This window comes from Micromonospora sp. NPDC049903, assembly GCF_044460945.1.
GTDB lineage: Bacteria > Actinomycetota > Actinomycetes > Mycobacteriales > Micromonosporaceae > Micromonospora.
In genome coordinates, this window is sequence record NZ_JBITKL010000003.1 from 86,556 (window position 1) to 105,696 (window position 19,141).

The window sequence follows — 19,141 nt, forward strand, 5'->3', positions numbered from 1 at the left end:
CGGGGGAGGGACGTACGCGACCAGACGCGGACCGCCGTGACGGTCGCGGTACACTGCCGGTCATGGCCGGAGTCTTCCTGCTTCTTACCGAGCCGTGCTGACGCGCTGACAGGCGCGACAGCACGGCGGCCCCTCCTGTGCGAGGGGCTTTTTCGTGCCCGCCGGGGCCCGGGGCGGGCCGCCGAGCACGGACACGAGACCAGCCAGCACGGAGAAGACCCCACCGGTCGACGCGAGGAGAAGGCCATGACCGAGGCAGCTACCAACGACACCCCACCGTTCCGGTACACCGCCGTGCTGGCCGACGAGATCGAACGCCGCTGGCAGGATCACTGGGAACGCGAGGGCAGCTTCCACGCGCCGAACCCGTCCGGCCCGCTGGCCGACCCGGCCCATCCGCGCTCCGGCGCGGAGAAGCTGTACGTGCTGGACATGTTCCCGTACCCATCCGGCGCGGGGCTGCACGTCGGGCACCCGCTGGGCTACATCGGCACCGACTGTTACGCCCGCTACCAGCGGATGGCCGGGCGCAACGTGCTGCACGCGATGGGCTTCGACGCCTTCGGCCTGCCCGCCGAGCAGTACGCGGTGCAGACCGGCACCCACCCCCGGACGACCACCGAGGCCAACATCGAGCGGTACCGGGAGCAGTTGCGGCGGCTGGGGCTGGCCCACGACCAGCGGCGCTCGGTGGCCACCATCGACACCGACTTCTACCGCTGGACGCAGTGGATCTTCCTGCAGATCTTCAACTCCTGGTACGACCGCGAGGCCGGTCGCGCCCGCCCGATCAGCGAGCTGATCGCCGAGTTCGCCGGGGGTACCCGGCGTACCCCGGACGGTCGGCCGTGGGCCGAGCTGTCGTCCGACGAGCGTCGCGCCATCGTCGACGACCACCGCCTGGCGTACGTGTCGCAGGCGCCGGTGAACTGGTGCCCCGGTCTGGGCACGGTGCTGGCCAACGAGGAGGTCACCGCCGACGGCCGCTCCGAGCGCGGCAACTTCCCGGTCTTCAAGCGCAACCTGAAGCAGTGGATGATGCGGATCACCGCGTACGGTGACCGGCTGCTGGACGACCTGGACAAGCTGGACTGGCCCGAGCCGATCAAGCTGATGCAGCGCAACTGGATCGGCCGGTCCACCGGTGCACACATCGACTTCCCGACCCCCACCGCGCCGATCCGGGTGTTCACGACCCGGCCGGACACCGTCTTCGGGGCCACCTACATGGTGCTGGCGCCCGAGCACGAGCTGGTCGACGCGCTGGTGCCGGCGGCCTGGCCGGAGGGGACCCGGGACGCGTGGACCGGTGGGCACACCGGTCCCCGGGCGGCCGTCGAGGCGTACCGGAAGTCGGCCGCGGCCAAGACCGACGTCGAGCGGCAGGCCGACACCAAGGAGAAGACCGGCGTCTTCATCGGCGCGTACGCCACCAACCCGGTCACCGGCGGGCAGGTGCCGATCTTCATTGCGGACTACGTGCTGGCCGGCTACGGCACCGGCGCGATCATGGCAGTACCCGCACAGGACGAGCGGGACTGGGAGTTCGCCGAGGTATTCGAGCTGCCGATCGTGCGTACCGTGCAGCCGCCGGAGGGCTTCGACGGCAAGGCGTACACCGGGGAGGGGCCGGCGATCAACAGCGCCGCTCCCGACCGCGGCCTGGACCTGAACGGACTGGGGGTGGCCGACGCTAAGGCCCGGATCATCGCCTGGCTGGAGGCCGACGGCGCCGGTCAGGGCGCGGTGACCTACCGGCTGCGGGACTGGCTGTTCAGCCGGCAGCGGTACTGGGGCGAGCCGTTCCCGATCGTCTACGACGCCGACGGCGCCGCAATCGCGCTGCCGGAGGAGATGCTGCCGGTCGAACTGCCCGAGGTGGACGACTTCTCGCCGCGCACCTTCGACGCGAACGACGCCGACAGCGACCCGGAGACGCCGCTGTCGCGCCGCCGCGACTGGGTCGAGGTCGAGCTGGACCTGGGTGGCGGGCCGAAGCGGTACACCCGGGAGACCAACGTGATGCCGCAGTGGGCCGGCTCCTGCTGGTACGAGCTGCGCTACCTGGACCCGACCAACGGCGGGCGGTTCGTCGACGCGGACAACGAGCGGTATTGGATGGGACCGCGCGGCGAGGGCGACTGCGGTGGCGTCGACCTGTACGTCGGCGGCGCCGAGCACGCGGTGCTGCACCTGCTGTACGCCCGGTTCTGGCACAAGGTGCTGTTCGACCTGGGGCACGTGTCGTCGTTCGAGCCGTTCCGCAAGCTGTTCAACCAGGGCTACATCCAGGCGTACGCGTACACCGACGACCGGGGCGCGTACGTGCCGGCCGAAGAGGTCGTCGAGCGCGACGGCGGCTGGTTCCTGGGCGACGTCCAGGTCAACCGCGAGTACGGCAAGATGGGCAAGTCCCTGAAGAACATCGTCACCCCGGACGAGATGTGCGCCGCGTACGGCGCCGACACGTTCCGGGTCTACGAGATGTCGATGGGACCGCTGGAGGTGTCCCGCCCGTGGGAGACCCGGGCGGTGGTCGGCTCGTACCGGTTCCTGCAGCGGGTCTGGCGGGCGGTCGTCGACGAGCAGACCGGTGAGTCGCGGGTCACCGACGCACCGGCCGACGAGGAGACCCGCCAACTGCTGCACCGGGTCATCGACGGCGTCCGGGGCGACATGGAGGGCATCCGGTTCAACACCGCGATCGCCAAGCTGATCGAGCTGACCAACGCGGTGACCAAGCTGGCGAGCACCCCGCGCGAGGTGGCCGAACCGCTGGTGCTGATGGTGGCGCCGCTGGCCCCGCACATCGCCGAGGAACTGTGGCAGCGGCTGGGCCACCAGACCTCCCTGACGTACGCGGACTTCCCGGTCGCCGACCCGGCGCTGCTGGTCGCCGAGACCGTCACCTACCCGGTGCAGGTCAACGGCAAGGTCCGGGGCCGGGTCGAGGTGCCGGCCGACGCCGCCGAGGACGACGTCCGGTCCGCCGCGATGGCGGCGGTGGCGGGTGCGCTGGCCGGCAAGGAGCCGCGCAAGGTCATCGTGATCCCCGGCCGGATGGTGTCCGTCGTCGCCTGACGCGGTTGGTGTAAGGAGGGGTCCCCTGCTAACGCCTCGTGCATAGCAGGGGACCCCTCCTAACATTCGAGCGCCGTGCTCGGCTCGGCGGCCGAACCCACCGGTGCAAGGTATGCCGGCGCGTGTGCGGTGCGATCCCGTGCTGCGGCGGGCACCCGTGCGGCCACGTTGGCGGGAAGAAGACGTGCCGCACGCTCCGGTGGTACGAAGGCGGCGTCTTCGAGTTCCTGAGCAGAAACACGGATCTCACCGAGCACGGCGAGGATGCCGTGGCGCGCTTGTCGGCCTCACCCGATGACCCGGGGTGCGGCGACTCCTCGCAAGGTCGTGCTCGATCCGGGATCGAGTGGTCTCGTGGTGTCACCGAGGCCACTCGATCCAGGATCGAGCGTGATCATGCAGCGCGATGCGGTGAGAGCGGGGCGATGTGGTGAGAGCGGCTGCCGATCGGCTTGCGCCGGACTGCTCGACAGCAGAACCGGAGGTGGTCCGGACACTGTTGCTCCGGCTGCCCTGGCCGCAGCCACGTCTGACGAGGTACGCCACGCCGGCGATATGACGAACCGGGCGCGGCAGTACGCGGACCGGCTCGACCTCGGCGACGATCCGTACCGGACGTGCTTCGGGCCGGTGGCGGTGGAGCTGGCGCGAGTGGTGGTGGCGGTCGAGGCTGGCGACGCGGCGGAGGCGATCGGTCGGCACGAGGTGGTGATGCGACGGGAGGGATGGCGACGGCTGCCTGCCGAGTATCGGGATGCGTATCTGCCGGACTTCGCGCGCGTGCCTGTCGGCCGGTGACCTGGCCGGGGCGGGGCGAATGCTGGTGAGCGCGGACGGTGTGGCACCGGCTGAGGTCCGGGTGCGGCCGTCGGGGCGTACCCTCCTCGCCGAGATCGCCGGGGACGGCGCGCACCGGCCGGCGTGGCGCGCCTGGCCACGTTGGTCGGCCTCAGCCGGGGATTCGGGGGCGCGGCACGACCGCGCTTGCTGAGTTGTTAGCAGGGGTCCCTTGCTATGCACCAGGCGATAGCAGGGGACCCCTCCTTACGTCTGGGCGGTGCGGTGTCGGCGTTCGGCGCGCCACCAGCGGACGAGGAGCACCGCGCTGGCGATGAAGCCGAGCGCGGCGGGGGTGGCGGCGAGCCAGTTGACCTCGCCGGGGCTGGTGACGGCAGCGCCGACCGCGGCGTAGCCGAACGCCGTCGGCGCGGAGGCGATCACGCTGCCGACGAGGAACGGCAGGATCCGCGCGCCGGTGGTGCCGTAGCCGTAGCTGACCAGGCCGAAGCCGGAGATCGGCAGCAGCCGTACGGTGATCACCCCAAGCACGCTCTGCCGGGTGAACCAGCGGTCCAGCCGGGCCAGCCGGCCCCGGACGCGTTCGGCGACGAACTCCCGCCCGAGCACCCGACCGACGGTGAAGCCGATCGCCGCCGCCAGCAGGGCGGCGCCCAGCGCGTACGCGGCACCCTCCAGAGCGCCGAAGACCGCGCCCGCCGCGAGCGTGATGAACGTGCGGGGGACCAGGGCCACCAGCAGCAGCGCGCCGCCGAGGACCCCGGCGATCGGGGCGAGGCCGCCCAGCCGGTCGCCGAACTGCGGCAGTGCCGTCGGGTCGGGGTGGGGCACCAGCACCAGGGTCACCCCGAACCCGGCGATCAGGAGCAGCAGCAGGCCGAACCGGACGACTGACGGTGTGGTGGCGACCGGTCGTACCGATCGCCAGTACCGCGCGAGCCGCCGGCCGGCCGGGGTCATGCCCGGGCGGCGGCCACCGCGGCCCGACGTTCGGCCCGCAGCCGGTCGGCCCAGGTGTCGTCGAGCGGCGGGAGCTGCTGCGCGCCGGTGGCCCAGCGCAGCAGCAGGTCGGCCAGGGCCGGGTTGCGGGCCAGCGCGGGACCGTGCGAGTACGTGCCGAGCAGTTTGCCGCGCCACGCCCCCTCGGTGGCGCCGTCGTTGCCGATCCCGGCGGTGACCCGGGCCAGCGGGGAGACCTCGGCGCCGAGACGGGTACGACCGCCGTGGTTCTCGAAGCCGGTCAGCGGGGGCAGACCCAGCCGGGCGTCGATGTCACCGGCCAGCTCGCCGACGGCACGGGTCTCGCCCCGGTCGGAGGAGAGGTCGAGCAGTTCGAGACCGCGGTACTGGGTGCCCTTGGCGAAGAACGAGGTGCCGAGCAGTTGGTATCCGGCGCAGACGCCGAACACCACCGAACCCTGGGCGACGGCCCGGTGCAGGCCGCCGTCGGCGAGCAGTCGCTGGGCGCCGAGCGCCTGCGGCCCGTCCTCGCCGCCGCCGATGAGATAGATGTCGGCGGTGGTGGGCATCTGCTGGTCGGAGCGGACCTCCAGCACCTCGATCGGGAAGCCGCGCTGCTGCGCCCGGCGGGCCAGGATCAGCATGTTGCCCCGGTCGCCGTAGGTGGACAGCAGGTCGGGGTAGATCCAGACGATGCGCAGGGTCTCAGTTGACACGGTCCAACTCCGCTCGGATGTCCTGGAAGGCGGTGTAGTTCGCGATGACCTCCAGCCGCCCCGGCGGCACCGCCCGGAGGGCGTCGTCGAACGTGCGTACGTGCTGGAACGGCACGCCGTTGACGTCCAGCCGGACCGCCAGGTCGTACGCCCGGTCGCCGGTGATCAGCACCTGACGTCCGCGCAGCGGGGCGAAGTCGACGTCGAAGAGCCAGGAGGTGTCCATCCCGTCGGGGTCACGGGCGTTGATGGACAGCAGTGTCGGGGCGTGCTCGGCCATGTCGAACGCCTCCAGCCAACTGGCCGGGTTCTTCGCCAGCAGCAGTCGGACCAGCCGACCGTCCCGCTCGACCTGGGCGTACCGCCCGGCGACCGAGGTGACGTCGCCGAGGCGGGGGACCGCGTCGAACGGGCGTACGCCGAACTCGGCGGCCAGGGCCAGGGCGGTGGCCGCGTTGCCGATGTTGACCTTGCCGGGGAGCTGGAGCTTCACCTTGTACCAGGCGCCGGTGGGGTCCAGGACCCCTTCGTCGTCGACCGTCCACTGCGGCTGCGGCCGGCGCAGCGGGCAGCCGCTGCACCACCACTGCTCGCCGGAGCGCTGGATGGTCGAGCCGCACTCGGGGCAGACCCACGAGTCGTCGTGCCAGCGCTGACCGGCGGAGAACCAGGTGACGTGCGGCGGGGTGATCCGATGGTCGTGGGCGGCCGGCGGGGTGGCCGCCCAGACCACCATCGGGTCGTCGGCGTTGGCCACGATCCGGATGTCCGGGTGCCGGACCAGGGCCGCGCGCCAGAGCTGCGCCATCATGGCGACCTCCTTGGCCCGGTCGAGCTGGTCGCGGGAGAGGTTGAGCAGCGCCACCACGTGCGGCTCGGTCGCCTCGATCACCTGCGCGAGGTAGTGCTCGTCGACCTCCAGCACCGCGTACGGTGTGCTGCCCGCCTTGGCCAGGGCGGAGGTGTGCCCGGTGGGCATGTTGGCGCCGAAGGAGTTGGTGGCGACCCGGCCGAGCACGCCGACGGCCGCGGCGGCCAGCCGGGTGGTGGTGGTCTTGCCGTTGGTGCCGGAGACCAGCGCGATGGCCCGTCCGGCGGAGAGGTGTGCCAGCAGGTCCGGGTCGATCTTGAGGCCGATCCAGCCACCGATCACCGAGCCGTCGCCACGGCCCGCAGCCCGCGACAGGGCTGCGGCGGTCCGTGACACGGAGCTGGCCACCTTCGCCCGTAGGGGCATCTTCGCGTCCGTCACGCGAGCGAGGTTACCGGACCAGACCACCCCTCAGATCGCCGCCGACGGTGTTCCGTTCTGTCCACTTCGTCGGTGAGTGCGACCGCAGGCGTCCGGCCCGGCCCGAGTCGATCTATGTCGGATAGCGGACCCCCTCCGGCGCCCCGCCGCCCTCCACTCCGCTCCACCCCGGCTGACGTGCGGTTTTGCGGCGCGCAACGGCGCGCCGCGCGGTCGATTCTGGTTGCGGGTGGAGGGAAGTGGAGTAGAGTGGGGCGCATTGGTGGGGCCGGGAGGGGCCCACCGGCCCGGGGGGTCAACGGCGCGCGAACGCCGTTAAGGGCGAGGGGGTTGGGCCGATGTTTCTCGGCACCCACACTCCGCGCCTGGATGACAAGGGCCGGTTGATCCTTCCGGCGAAGTTCCGGGATGAGCTGGCGGGGGGTGTCGTGATCACCAAAGGGCAGGAGCGCTGCCTCTACGTCTTTCCGACACCTGAGTTCCAGCGCATCGCGGATCAGTTGCGCGCGCAGCCGATGACGCACAAGGCGGCCCGGGCCTACAGCCGTGTCTTCTTCGCCAGCGCGCACGACGAGATACCCGACAAGCAGGGCCGGGTGACCATCCCGGCACACCTGCGCAGCTACGCGGGGCTCGACCGGGACCTGGTGGTCATCGGCGCGAGTACCCGGGTGGAGATCTGGGACAAGGTCGCCTGGGAGACCTACCTCGCCGAGAGCGAAGACGACTTCGCCGACATCGAGGAGGGGGTGCTGCCAGGCGGTCTGTAGGGCGTGGCGACGCCCGGCGTACTGCGAGATCTCCAGCCGCTTTCGAGCTCCTGGCATCCCTTCCCCGGTGCCAGGCACACGATCCGCACGCAGGACCACGGTCCGGCGGAGGGATCGAGAGCGGATGGGGATCTGGCGGTACGACGGCACGGCGTCGTCCGACGAACAGAACGCGTACACGAGACCGGTTCAACCAGTGGGGGTCGACATGGGGGAGCTACGCGGCACGCACGTGCCGGTGCTGCTCGAGCGGTGTCTCGAGCTGCTCGCCCCCGCGCTGGGTCGAGGCGGCCGTACGGTCCACGTCGACGCGACGCTCGGCCTGGCCGGGCACGCCGAGGCGGTGTTGCAGGCGCATCCGGAGACGATCCTGGTGGGCCTGGACCGGGACACCGAGGCGCTCGCACACGCTCGGGTACGCCTGGCCCGGTTCGCCGATCGCGTCCATCTGGAACACGCGGTCTACGACGAGCTGCCCGAGGTGCTGGACCGGTTGGGTTACTCGTCCGTGGACGGTGTGCTGTTCGACCTCGGTGTCTCCTCGCTGCAACTCGACGCACCCGACCGCGGGTTCGCGTACGCACAGGACGCGCCACTGGACATGCGGATGGACCAGACCCGGGGGGTGACCGCCGAGGAGGTGGTCAACACCTACCCGCATCCGGATCTGGCCCGGGTGCTGCGGGTGTACGGCGAGGAGAAGTTCGCCGGGCGGATCGCCTCGGCGATCATCCGGGAACGGGACCGGGCCCGGATCACCTCGTCGGCGCGACTGGCCGAGCTGGTGCGGGAGTCGATCCCGGCGCCGGCCCGGCGAACCGGGGGACACCCGGCAAAGAGAACGTTTCAGGCTTTACGGATCGAGGTAAACAGAGAACTGGCAGCGCTGGAGACGGCGCTGCCGGCCGCTCTGGACAAGCTTTCCGTCGGCGGTCGCATGGTGGTCCTGTCCTATCACTCGTTGGAGGACAGGCTCACCAAGCAGGCGCTCGCCGGCCGGGTCCGCAGTACGGGCCCGGTCGACCTCCCGGTCGAACTGCCCGGGTCGGAGCCGACGTTCCGGCTGCTCAGCCGGGGCGCGGAGCTGCCCGGGGAGAGGGAGGTCGCCGCCAACCCGCGAGCCGCATCGGTGCGGCTACGGGCGGCGGAACGGATCGACCCGCAGGCCCGGCACCAGGGGCGTACCGACCGCGAACGGTACCGGCGCCGGGTCAAGGCGATGCACCAACCGGGGACGGGGTCGACCGCGGAAACCGGAGGGGGACCGCGGCGGACGCCGGGGGACACGGACGAAGAGGGGGAGGGAATATGAATGTGAGCAAGCGCCGGGACGTCGCCGGCGTCGGGCAGCGCACACCGCGGTCGGGGGGCCGGATCGCGGCGGAGCGGACCCGAGCAGCCGGGACCGACACCCGGCGGCAGGACCGGGTGAGCCGGCTGGACGACACTCGCGCCCGGGGGGCGCGCGAGTTTCCCGTCCAGGGCAGCGCCGCACTGCGACCGGTGGAGCGGGCCACTGCCGGCAAGCCGGAGCGGGCCGAGTCGCCACGGCTGCGGGTCGCCCCGCCGCCGCCGGTGCGGGTGCCCCGGGCGCCGTTCGCGGCGCTCGTGGTGGTGCTCGTCGTCGGTGGGGTGCTCGGCATCCTGGCCGTCAACACGAAGATCAACGAGAACGCGTTCCGGCTCGACGAACTCCAGCAGCAGCAGGCCAAGCTCGACGTGGAGCAGCAGCAGCTGAAGAAGCAGATCGCCGAGTCGGAGTCGCCGGGCAACCTGGCCGCCCAGGCCCGCCGCCTGGGACTGGTCGAGTCGGGTGAGCTGGCATACATCCGGCTGCCGGACGGCAAGATGATCGGCGTGCCGCAGCCGGCCGGCGGGCAGGTGTCGATCACCAGCCAGCAGGGCTCGGAGGGGTAGGCCGTGCCCTCGAGATCAGACGAACCGCGCCGGGACGCCACAGGCTCCCGGCGCGGTTCTTCCCGTAACGGGGGCGTGTCGGGCGAGCGCGGTGGTGAGCCGGGTGTCGGCGGCATCTCCGACGCCCGCGCGTACACCCCCCGGGGTCGTACCGTCCGGGACGGCGGCGGTCGCACCGAGCAGCGGCGCAACCCGCGCACCAGCCGAACCCAGGACCCGTTCCGGCCGGCGTTGCAGGTGCTCGACGGTGGACGGTCCGCCGCGACCCGTGGTGGTGCCCGGGCGGGTGCCGCACCCCGGCGGGAGGCCACCGCCGGCCGGACCACCGTGGTCCGTACGGTCACCGACCGCACCCCACGGGGTGAGGCGCCGGCCGGCACGCCCCGGCGTCGCGTCGGCGGCCGGGATCCGCGCCGGGGCGACCGTCCGGCCGGGCGTCGACCGGCCCGCAAGGCGCCGCGTCCGCCCCGGCTCGCCGACCCGGGACGTCGGCTGCGGCTGGGCACCGCGCTGGCGCTGGCCCTCTTCGTCGCCATCGGCGTGCGGCTCGTCGTGCTCCAGGCCGTCGACACTCCGGCGTACGCCGACGGCGGCATGGCCGAGCGGCTGCGTACCGTGCCGTTGCCCGCGCCGCGCGGAGCGATCCTGGACCGCGACGGCGCCGCCCTGGCGCACAGCGTCGAGGCCCGGTACGTCTACGCCGACCCGACCAAGATCGAGGACATCGCCGCGACCGCGCAGACGCTCTCCCCGCTGCTCGGCATGCCCGCCTCGGAGCTGGCCGAGAGGATGAAGCCGCGCAAGCGGATCAGCGGCGTCGACTCGCAGTTCGAGTACCTGGCCCGAGGTGTGGACGTCGGCCGGGCCCGGGAGATCATGGCGCTGAAACTGCCGGGAATCGCCGCCCATCGGGACGAGCGTCGTGAGGTCCCCGGCGGCGACCTGGCCGCCAACCTGATCGGTTTCACCAGCCTGGACATGGTCGGGTTGGAGGGTCTGGAGGCGCGCTACGACGACCTGCTGCACGGCGAGGACGGTCAGCGTGTCTTCGAGATCGGCCTGGGTGCGTTGGCCGCGCCCATCCCCGGTGGCTACAGCCGCACCACCAAGGCCAAGCCGGGCAGCTCGATCGTGCTCACCATCGACCGGGACCTGCAGTACACGGTGCAGCGGATCCTCAGCGAGCAGATGGCGGCGGTGCAGGGCAGCACGGGTGCCGCGGTGGTGCTCGACGCGCGGACCGGTGAGGTGCTGGCCCAGGCCAGCCATCCCACCTACAACGCGGCGAAACCGCAGGCGAGTGACCCCACCGACCGGGAGGACGCGGCCACCAGCTTCGTCGTCGACCCGGGTTCGGTGCACAAGGCGATCACGTTCGGGGCGGCGTTGCAGGAAGGTGTGATCACCGCGGACACCGTCTTCCCGGTCGCCAACGGAATCCGCAAGGGCGACACCTGGTTCCGGGACACGTTCCCGGCGGATGGGAAGCGGATGAGCGTGGCCGGGATGATGGCCCACTCCTCCAACGTCGGCACCATCCAGATCGCCGACCAGCTCGGCCCGGAGCGGCTGCTCGACTACCAGCAGCGGTTCGGGCTCGGCAAGCCGACCGGCGTGGGGATGCCTGGTGAGGCGGGCGGTCGCCTGCTGCCGGTGCAGGAGTGGAGCGAGTCGTCGCACGGCTCGGTGCCGATCGGGCACAGCGTGGACGCCACCCCGTTGCAGATGGCCGCCGCGTACGCCGCCATCGCCAACGACGGCACGTACGTGCAGCCGAGGCTGGTCAAGGAGACGATCGGTCCGGACGGGACGACGACGCCGGCCGAGGAGCCGGTGACCCGCCAGGTGCTCAGCCCGAAGAATGCCGCCGAGTTGCGCACGATCCTGGAGGCGGTCACCACCGTGGACAACGCCACCGGACTCGCGGCGGCGGTACCCGGCTACCGGGTGGCGGGCAAGACCGGCACCGGGTGGCGGCTGGTCGAGGGGAAGAAACAGCCCGGCGAGGTCGCCTCGTTCATCGGGATGGCGCCGGCGGACAACCCGAAGTACGTGATCGCGGTGTTCGTGCACAGCCCGAGTGGCGGCGGCGGCCGGGTCGCAGCGCCGGCGTTCAAGGAAATGATGACCTTCGCGTTGCGGCATTTCCGGGTGCCGCCGTCGGGCGACCCGGCTCCGAAGTTCACCGTATTCCCGTAACTGTCGTCATCGTCAATTCCTCGGATCGCCCGGCGCCGCCACCGGCGACCCGAGGAATTGACGTACGCACATCCGTCGGTGTGTTTTCGGTCTTTTCGCGGTGACCGTGCCCGGGTGCGTCGTCTCTTCGTATCGCCTCGGCGTGAATGGTCGTCGGTGGCGGAAGCCACCCGGAATCACCTCCCCTGCGGAGGCGGGTGGTCGCCGAGGCACCCGGGTGTCGGGTGTCCGTCCGTGCCGCCGGGCGTACGCCCGGCGCGTGCACCGGCCGCGACCTGCGGTTCGACTTCGTGCGGCGGAGATTCAGGCGCGCCGTGCGGCCGGACCCGGGCGACCGGGTAGGGTCTGACGCCGTGCGCGGCAATCCTCGTCCCCGTACCGTGACCGGAATCCGGCTCGGTGACCTAGCCGCCCTGCTCACCGTGGCGCCCTCCACCAGCGCCGATCCGTTGGTGACCGGGGTGACCCACGCCAGTCAGGAGATCCGACCCGGCGACCTGTACGCGGCCCTGCCCGGCGCGCGCCGACACGGCGCGGAGTTCGCCGCCGGTGCGGCGCAGGCCGGCGCGGTCGCCGTGCTGACCGACCCGGCCGGTGCCGAGTCGGCCGCCGGCACCGGGCTGCCGGTGCTGGTGGTCGACGACCCACGCGCGGTGTTGGGCCCGGTCGCCTCGACGATCTACGGCGACCCGACCGCGCACCTACTGACGATCGGGGTGACCGGCACCGCCGGGAAGACCTCCACCGCCTACCTCGTGGAGTCCGGGCTGCGCGCCGCCGGCCACACCACCGGCCTGATCGGCACCGTGGAGACGCGCCTGGGTGACCTGGTGGTGGAGAGCGTACGGACCACGCCGGAGGCCACCGACCTGCACGCGATGCTCGCCGCCGCCCGGGAGCGCGGCGTCACCGCGGTGGTCATGGAGGTCTCCAGCCACGCCCTGGCGATGGGGCGGGTCGGCGGGGTGCGGTTCAGCGTGGGTGGCTGGACCAACTTCGGCTCCGACCACCTGGACTTCCACGCCGACGCCGAGGACTACTTCGCGGCCAAGGCGCGCCTGTTCGACGGCCGCTGCGCGGTGGAGGTGCTCAACCGCGACGACCCGGCGTTGGAACCCCTCTTCCGGCCGGCCACGGTCAGCTACTCGGCGGCCGGCGACCCGGCTGCCACCTGGTGGGCCGACACGATCGACGGCGACGGATACGCCCAGCGCTTCACCGCGCACGGCCCGGACGGGCTGACGCTGCCCGCCGGGGTGGCGCTGCCCGGCCGACACAACGTGGCGAACGCCCTGCTGGCCATCGCCACCCTGGTCGCCGCCGGAGTCGACCCGGTGACGGCCGCCGAGGGGGTGGCCGCCTGCGGTGGCGTGCCCGGGCGTCTGGAGTCGGTGGGCGTGGCCGGCGGGGTACGCGGGGTGGTCGACTACGCGCACAAGACCGACGCCGTGGTGGCCGCGTTGGCCGCACTGCGCGAACTCAGCGCCGGCCGGCTGATCTGTGTGATCGGTGCGGGCGGCGACCGGGATCGGGGCAAGCGCCCCCTGATGGGTGCCGCTGCCGCGGAGGGAGCCGACGTGGTCGTGGTGACCGACGACAACCCGCGTACCGAGGAGCCGTCGGCGATCCGCGCCGAGGTGCTCGCCGGTGCCTACCAGGCCGGTACGGCGGCCCGGATCATCGAGGTGGCCGGGCGGCGCGCGGCGATCGACGAGGCGGTCCGGCTGGCCGAACCGCAGGACGTGGTGGCGCTGTTGGGCAAGGGCCACGAACGCGGCCAGGAGATCGCCGGCGAGACGTACCCGTTCGACGACCGGACGGAGCTCGCCGACGCGCTGCGGGCCCGCTTCGGGGACCTGGCGGGTCAGCGGTGATCGCGCTCAGCCTGGCCGAGGTCGCCTCGGCCGTCGACGGGCGGCTGGTCGACGCCGACCCCGCCGCACAGGTGACCGGCGGCGTCGAGTTCGACTCGCGCAAGGTCCGCGCCGGTGGGCTCTTCGTCGCGTTCGACGGCGAGAAGGTCGACGGGCACGACTACGCGGCGGCGGCCGTGGCCGACGGTGCGGTGGCGGTGCTGGGCACCCGCGAGGTGCCCGGGGTGCCGATGATCGTGGTCACCGACGCGCTGACCGCGATGGGTCGGCTGGCCCGGGCGGTGGTGGACCGGCTGCCCGAGCTGACCGTGATCGGGCTGACCGGTTCCTCCGGCAAGACCACCACCAAGGACCTGATCGCCCAGCTCACCGCCCGCCTCGGCGAGACGGTGGCACCACCCGGCTCGTTCAACAACGAGCTGGGCCACCCGTACACGGCGTTGCAGGCCGGGCCGACGACGCGCTACCTGGTGATGGAGAAGGGCGCGCGGGGCATCGGGCACGTGCGCTACCTCTGCGAGGTGGCGCCGCCGGGCATCTCCGTGGTGCTCAACGTCGGGGTGTCGCACATCGGGGAGTTCGGCTCCCAGGAGAACATCGCCGTCGCCAAGGGCGAGCTGGTGGAGGCGCTGCCGGCCGACGGCCTGGCGGTGCTCAACGCCGACGACCCGCTGGTCGACGCGATGGCGACCCGTACGGTGGCCCGCGTGGTCCGCTACGGCGAGGCGGCGCACGCCGACATCCGGGCCGAGGACGTGACGCTGGACGAGCGCGGTCGGCCGGCGTACACCCTGGTGACGCCGGAGGGCACCGCGCCGGTGCGGCTCGGGCTCACCGGGCGGCACCAGGTCTCCAACAGCCTGGCCGCCGCGGCGGTGGCTCGGGAACTGGGCATGCCGCTGACCGAGCTGGCCGTCGCGCTGGGCGCGCTCGGACTGGTCTCCACCCGTCGGATGGACGTCTTCGAACGCACCGACGGGGTGACCGTGATCGACGACTCGTACAACGCCAACCCGGCGTCGATGGCGGTGGCGCTGCGTGCGCTCGCCGGCATCGGCAGCGGGAGGCGTACCGTCGCGGTGCTCGGCTACATGGCCGAGCTGGGTGACTTCGAGACGCAGGGGCACGCCGACATGGGCCGTCTCGCGGCCGAGCTGGGCGTCGCCCGGCTGCTGGTGGTCGGTGAGGCCGCGGCGCCGATTCACCACGGGGCGACATCGGTAGGTGACTGGGGAGGAGAGTCGGTGTTGCTCACCGATCAGGCGGCGGCCGTCGAGGTGCTGCGTAGCGAGCTACGACCGGGCGATGTCGTCCTGGTGAAGGGCTCCCGTTACCGGACCTGGGAGGTGGCCGACGCGCTGCGCGTCGACGCGGCCGCAGACGGCGAGGGTGACGCTTCGTGAGAGCGGTCATCGTGGCCATCGGGGTGGCCTTCCTCGTCTCACTGTTCTGCACCCCGATCGCGATCAAGGTGTTTACCCGGCTGAAGGCGGGTCAGCCGATCCGGGCCGAGGGCCCGCAGATGCACCAGGGCAAGAAGGGCACCCCGACCATGGGCGGGGTGGTGTTCATCCTCGCCACCGTGATCGCGTACGTGGCCGGTCACCTGGCCCTGACCACGCTGCCGGACGCGCAGATCGCCCAGGTCGAGCCGACCATCACCGCGCTGGTGCTGCTGGGCCTGATGGTCTTCTCCGGCGCGGTCGGCTTCGTCGACGACTTCCTCAAGGTGCGTAAGCGGCACAGCGGCGGGTTGAGCGCCCGGGGCAAGCTGCTCGGCCAGATCCTGGTCGGTGCGCTGTTCGGGGTCGTGGCGCTCTACTTCCCGTCCACCATGACCGACGCCAGCGGGGAGGTGACCAACACCGAGACCGTCGGCAGCACGACGCTCAGCTTCATCCGGGACATCCCGGCGCTGGACGTGACCAAGATCGGTGCGGTGGTCATCTTCATCTTCGTGGTGATGGCGGCGACCAACGGCGTCAACCTCACCGACGGCCTCGACGGCCTGGCCACCGGTGCCTCGGTAATGGTGCTCGGCGCGTACGCGGTGATCGCGTTCTGGCAGTACCGGCACTGGTGCGCCGACCCGTCGTACACCGCCAACCCGAACAACTACTGCTACGCGGTCCGGGATCCGCTGGAGATCGCGCTGATCGCCGGCGCCGCCGCCGGTGCCTGTGTCGGCTTCCTCTGGTGGAACACCTCACCGGCCCGGATCTTCATGGGCGACACCGGCGCACTCGGTCTGGGCGGCCTGATCGCCGGCATGGCGATGTCCACCCGCACGGTGCTGCTGCTCCCGATCATCGGTGGCCTGTTCGTGATCATCACGATGTCCGTGGTGATCCAGATCATCTCCTTCAAGACCACCGGCAAGCGGGTGTTCCGGATGTCGCCGCTCCAGCACCACTTCGAGCTCGCGGGCTGGAGCGAGGTCAACATCGTGGTCCGCTTCTGGATCATCGCCGGCATCGGTGTCGCCATCGCCCTGGGCCTGTTCTACAGCGACTTCCTGGCCAACATGGGCTGACCCCCCACCCACCCCCGACGCCCCGACGCCCCACGCTCGCGATCGTGGAGTTGTGGCATGGACAAATGCGGACATGCCGGACGAAAAGTCGACCACAGCTCCATGATCGCGGGGGTGGGGCGCGTGGGGGCGGCGGGGCGTGGGGAGAGCGGGGTGGGTGAGACGGGTGGCGGAGAGTGGCCGGCCTGTGGCGGAATGTGGCGCAACGCAAGTTCGACACGCCGACCGGCCGGTACCGCCGGTGTCAGGTCCCCGGAGCAGCGATGATGGCGCTGTGGGGGAGGTGCGAGAAGACGACGGCGCGCGGCCGACCCGGCGGTCGTCCCGGACAGGGCCCGCCGAGGGATCGTCCGTGGCGGTCGGGACCGAGGACACGGCGCGACCCGGCGGCACGCGCGGGGCCGGGGCCGCAAAAGCCGGGGCCACGACAACCGGCGCGGGTACGGGTCGTACCGGCGGATCGGGTGCGGCCGGCGCGGCACCGGGCGGTGGGCCGTGGCGGGGCCTCGACGCGGTGGGCGGGTTGGCCGCGCTGCGTGGTCTGTTGTCCCGGCCGCTGGCCTCCTACCACCTGCTGCTCGCCAGCGCCGGACTGCTGCTGCTGATCGGCCTGACCATGGTCTTCTCGGCCACCAGCGTGCGCGACTACGCGCAGGGCGGGAGCGCCTCGACGTCGCTGACCAGGCAGGCGATCTTCGCGGTGATCGGCATCGTGGTGTTCTGGGCCTGCCAGCGGCTGCCCGCCAGCACCTACCGGTCGCTGGGTCGCCCGGCGCTGGCCGTCTCGGTGGGGCTGCTGGTGCTGCTGAACCTCCTGGAGGCGTACGGGCGGCTGACCGACGGCGAGCCCCGGATCGGCCCGCTGGAGGCCGACCTGCTCTGGCTGTACGTGTTCGGGTTCGGCCTGCAACCCTCCGAGCTGGCGAAGTTCGCCCTGGTGCTGTGGGGGGCGTACGTGCTGGCCCGCAAGGGCGCGGCGCTGGGCTGGTGGCGGGAACTGGCCACCCCGCTGTTCCCGGTGGTGGCCCTGATGTTCGTCCTGGTCGGCTACAACGACCTGGGCAGCATGCTGTGTCTGCTGGCCCTGGTGGTCGGCCTGCTCTGGGCGGCCGGGGTGCGATTGCGGATCTTCGCCGCGCTCAGCGCGATCGGTCTGGCCGGCATCGGCCTGCTGGTCGCGGTGGCCTCGCTCGGTGCCGGGTCCGGCGTACGCGGTGAGGAGAACTACCGGCTGGCCCGGCTCACCGTCTTCTTCAACCCGCCGCCGCTGGACGACTGCCGCAACGAGCTCTGCTACCAGATGGTCCAGGCCCGCTACGCCATCGTCAACGGCGGCTGGTTCGGCACCGGGCTGGGCCAGGGGCGTACCAAGTGGGCCTGGCTGCCGGCGGCCGAGAACGACTTCATCTTCGCGGTCATCGCCGAGGAACTCGGCGTGGTCGGCTGCGCGGTGGTGGTGGTGCTGTTCGCCGTGCTCGCCTACACCGGCCTGCGGATCGCCCGCCGGGTGGACGACCCGTTCCGCCGCCTGGCCGCCGCCGGGGCCACCGCGTGGCTGGTCGGCCAGGCGTTCATCAACATGGGCGGCGTGATCGGCCTGCTGCCGCTGACCGGCGTGCCGCTGCCGTTCATCTCCGACGGGGGCAGCGCACTGGTCGTCACGCTCGCGGCGGTCGGCATGCTGGCCTCTTTCGCCCGGGCGGAACCCGATGCGGCCCGGGCACTGCATGCCCGTCCGCCGGCCCGGTGGGTCCGACTAGTGTGGGCTCCGTTGCCGCCGCTTCCCGGCCGGCGCCGCCGCGCGGCGCCGCCGACGGCTGCCCGTGGGTCCGTACCCCAGGCACGCAAGCGGCGCAGGGACGACCAGGCCGCACCGCGTGGCACCCGGGAGGGCCGGGGCCGTGGCGGGTCGGCGGACGAGAGGAGACGTTGATGGGTCCGCTGCGTTCGGTGGTGCTCGCAGGAGGTGGCACCGGGGGGCACATCTACCCGCTGCTCGCCTTCGCCGACTGCCTTCGCCGACACGACCCCGGCGTCCGGATCACCTGCCTCGGCACACCCAAGGGCCTGGAGAACGAGCTGATCCCGCCGGCCGGCTACGACCTGCGCAACATCCCGGCCTACCAGTTGCCCCGGTCGGTCAACCTGAACCTGGTCCGCACCCCGGGCCGGATGTGGACCGCGGCCCGCGCCGCCGGCAAGGTGATCGACGAGGTGCGCGCCGACGCGGTGGTCGGCTTCGGCGGGTACGTGTCGGTGCCGGCGTACCTGGCCGCGTGGCGGCGGGAACTGCCCATCGTGATCCACGAGGTGAACGTGCCGCCGGGGGTGGCCAACCGGCTGGGCATGAAGTTCACCAAGCACGTGGCGGTCGGCTTCCCGCACCAGCCGGCCCAGGCCGAGTCGCTGCGCGACGCCCGGGTGGTCGGGGTGCCGCTGCGCCGGGCCATCGCCGGGCTTGACCGGGCGGCCGTGCGCAACGCCGCCCGCGCCCACTTCGGGCTCCGCCCCGACCTGCCGGTGCTCTTCGTCGCCGGTGGTTCCCAGGGCGCCCGGTCGATCAACCTCGCGGTGGCCGGTGCGGCCAAGGAGTTGGCCCGCAACGGCATCCAGGTGCTGCACGTGATGGGGGCCCGCAACGAGCCGGTGCCGGTCCCGACCGACCTGCCGGTGCCGTACGTGACCCTGCCGTACCTGTCCGACATGGACGCCGGGTACGCCGCCGCGGACCTGATGCTGGGCCGGGGCGGGGCGATGACCTGTGCCGAGGTGGCCGCGATCGGCCTGCCGACCATCTACGTGCCCTACCCGCACAGCAACCAGGAGCAGAAGCGCAACGCGCTGCCGGTGGTGGAGGCCGGTGGCGGGCTGCTGGTCGACGATGCCGAGCTGACCCCGGACTGGCTGGAGCGGACGGTGATCCCGCTGGTCCGCGACCCGCAGCGGCTGCACGCCATGGGTGACGCCGCCGCCGCGTACGGTCGGCGCGACGGCGACGAGGCGCTGCTGAACTTCGTCTACGAGGCGGTGAACCGGTGACC

Annotated in this window: 14 protein-coding genes; 11 read left to right on the forward strand and 3 right to left on the reverse strand. The window is 72.2% G+C overall.

The annotated features are described in order from the left end of the window. The first annotated feature begins 246 nt into the window (after positions 1-246). Both leuS and ACIBO1_RS08175 read left to right on the forward strand, forming a co-directional pair. Positions 247-3,081, forward strand: coding sequence for a leucine--tRNA ligase (gene leuS, locus ACIBO1_RS08170; protein ID WP_396742608.1), 2,835 nt, complete (start codon positions 247-249; stop codon positions 3,079-3,081). 390 nt (positions 3,082-3,471) lie between these two features. Beyond that, positions 3,472-3,879, forward strand: a complete 408-nt coding sequence (locus ACIBO1_RS08175) for a hypothetical protein (RefSeq protein WP_396742610.1) — start codon at positions 3,472-3,474, stop codon at positions 3,877-3,879. Positions 3,880-4,125: 246 nt separating this feature from the next. Here ACIBO1_RS08175 and ACIBO1_RS08180 read toward each other — a convergent pair whose 3' ends face one another. From ACIBO1_RS08180 to ACIBO1_RS08190, 3 genes are read right to left on the reverse strand one after another with little or no spacing between them, the layout of a single operon-like run. Further along, positions 4,126-4,893, reverse strand: a complete 768-nt coding sequence (locus tag ACIBO1_RS08180; protein ID WP_396743268.1) for a TVP38/TMEM64 family protein — start codon at positions 4,891-4,893, stop codon at positions 4,126-4,128. Further along, the gene (locus ACIBO1_RS08185) at positions 4,836-5,555 is read right to left on the reverse strand and encodes a type 1 glutamine amidotransferase (protein WP_396742612.1); all 720 of its coding nucleotides are present in this window, start codon (positions 5,553-5,555) and stop codon (positions 4,836-4,838) included. Before ACIBO1_RS08185 ends, ACIBO1_RS08180 begins: the two co-directional genes overlap by 58 nt. Further along, the gene (locus ACIBO1_RS08190) at positions 5,545-6,792 is read right to left on the reverse strand and encodes a MurT ligase domain-containing protein (protein WP_396743271.1); all 1,248 of its coding nucleotides are present in this window, start codon (positions 6,790-6,792) and stop codon (positions 5,545-5,547) included. The genes ACIBO1_RS08185 and ACIBO1_RS08190 overlap by 11 nt, the downstream gene beginning before the upstream one ends. Positions 6,793-7,145: 353 nt before the next feature. On the opposite strand from ACIBO1_RS08190, the gene mraZ reads away from it, so the two are divergent. From mraZ to murG, 9 genes are all read left to right on the forward strand, one after another. Next, a complete protein-coding gene (gene mraZ, locus ACIBO1_RS08195) occupies positions 7,146-7,577 on the forward strand; it encodes a division/cell wall cluster transcriptional repressor MraZ (RefSeq protein ID WP_396742614.1) in 432 nt (143 codons plus the stop codon). Positions 7,578-7,785: 208 nt separating this feature from the next. Next, on the forward strand, positions 7,786-8,889 hold the full coding sequence (gene rsmH, locus ACIBO1_RS08200) for a 16S rRNA (cytosine(1402)-N(4))-methyltransferase RsmH (RefSeq protein ID WP_396743274.1): 1,104 nt from the start codon (positions 7,786-7,788) through the stop codon (positions 8,887-8,889). Next, complete coding sequence (locus ACIBO1_RS08205) at positions 8,886-9,494, forward strand: septum formation initiator family protein (protein ID WP_350696360.1); 609 nt, start codon at positions 8,886-8,888, stop codon at positions 9,492-9,494. The genes rsmH and ACIBO1_RS08205 overlap by 4 nt, the downstream gene beginning before the upstream one ends. Positions 9,495-9,497: 3 nt before the next feature. Continuing rightward, complete coding sequence (locus ACIBO1_RS08210) at positions 9,498-11,693, forward strand: penicillin-binding transpeptidase domain-containing protein (protein ID WP_396742617.1); 2,196 nt, start codon at positions 9,498-9,500, stop codon at positions 11,691-11,693. Positions 11,694-12,007: 314 nt separating this feature from the next. Continuing rightward, positions 12,008-13,567, forward strand: a complete 1,560-nt coding sequence (locus tag ACIBO1_RS08215) for a UDP-N-acetylmuramoyl-L-alanyl-D-glutamate--2,6-diaminopimelate ligase (protein WP_396743277.1) — start codon at positions 12,008-12,010, stop codon at positions 13,565-13,567. Beyond that, positions 13,564-14,970 (forward strand): UDP-N-acetylmuramoyl-tripeptide--D-alanyl-D-alanine ligase, encoded by a 1,407-nt coding sequence (murF, locus tag ACIBO1_RS08220; RefSeq protein WP_396742619.1) that lies wholly within the window; start codon positions 13,564-13,566, stop codon positions 14,968-14,970. The genes ACIBO1_RS08215 and murF overlap by 4 nt, the downstream gene beginning before the upstream one ends. Next, on the forward strand, positions 14,967-16,100 hold the full coding sequence (mraY, locus tag ACIBO1_RS08225; protein WP_396742621.1) for a phospho-N-acetylmuramoyl-pentapeptide-transferase: 1,134 nt from the start codon (positions 14,967-14,969) through the stop codon (positions 16,098-16,100). The genes murF and mraY overlap by 4 nt, the downstream gene beginning before the upstream one ends. 523 nt (positions 16,101-16,623) lie before the next feature. After that, positions 16,624-18,033 (forward strand): FtsW/RodA/SpoVE family cell cycle protein, encoded by a 1,410-nt coding sequence (locus tag ACIBO1_RS08230; protein ID WP_396742623.1) that lies wholly within the window; start codon positions 16,624-16,626, stop codon positions 18,031-18,033. Further along, complete coding sequence (gene murG, locus ACIBO1_RS08235) at positions 18,033-19,139, forward strand: undecaprenyldiphospho-muramoylpentapeptide beta-N-acetylglucosaminyltransferase (RefSeq protein ID WP_396742625.1); 1,107 nt, start codon at positions 18,033-18,035, stop codon at positions 19,137-19,139. The genes ACIBO1_RS08230 and murG overlap by 1 nt, the downstream gene beginning before the upstream one ends. Positions 19,140-19,141 lie beyond the last annotated feature (2 nt).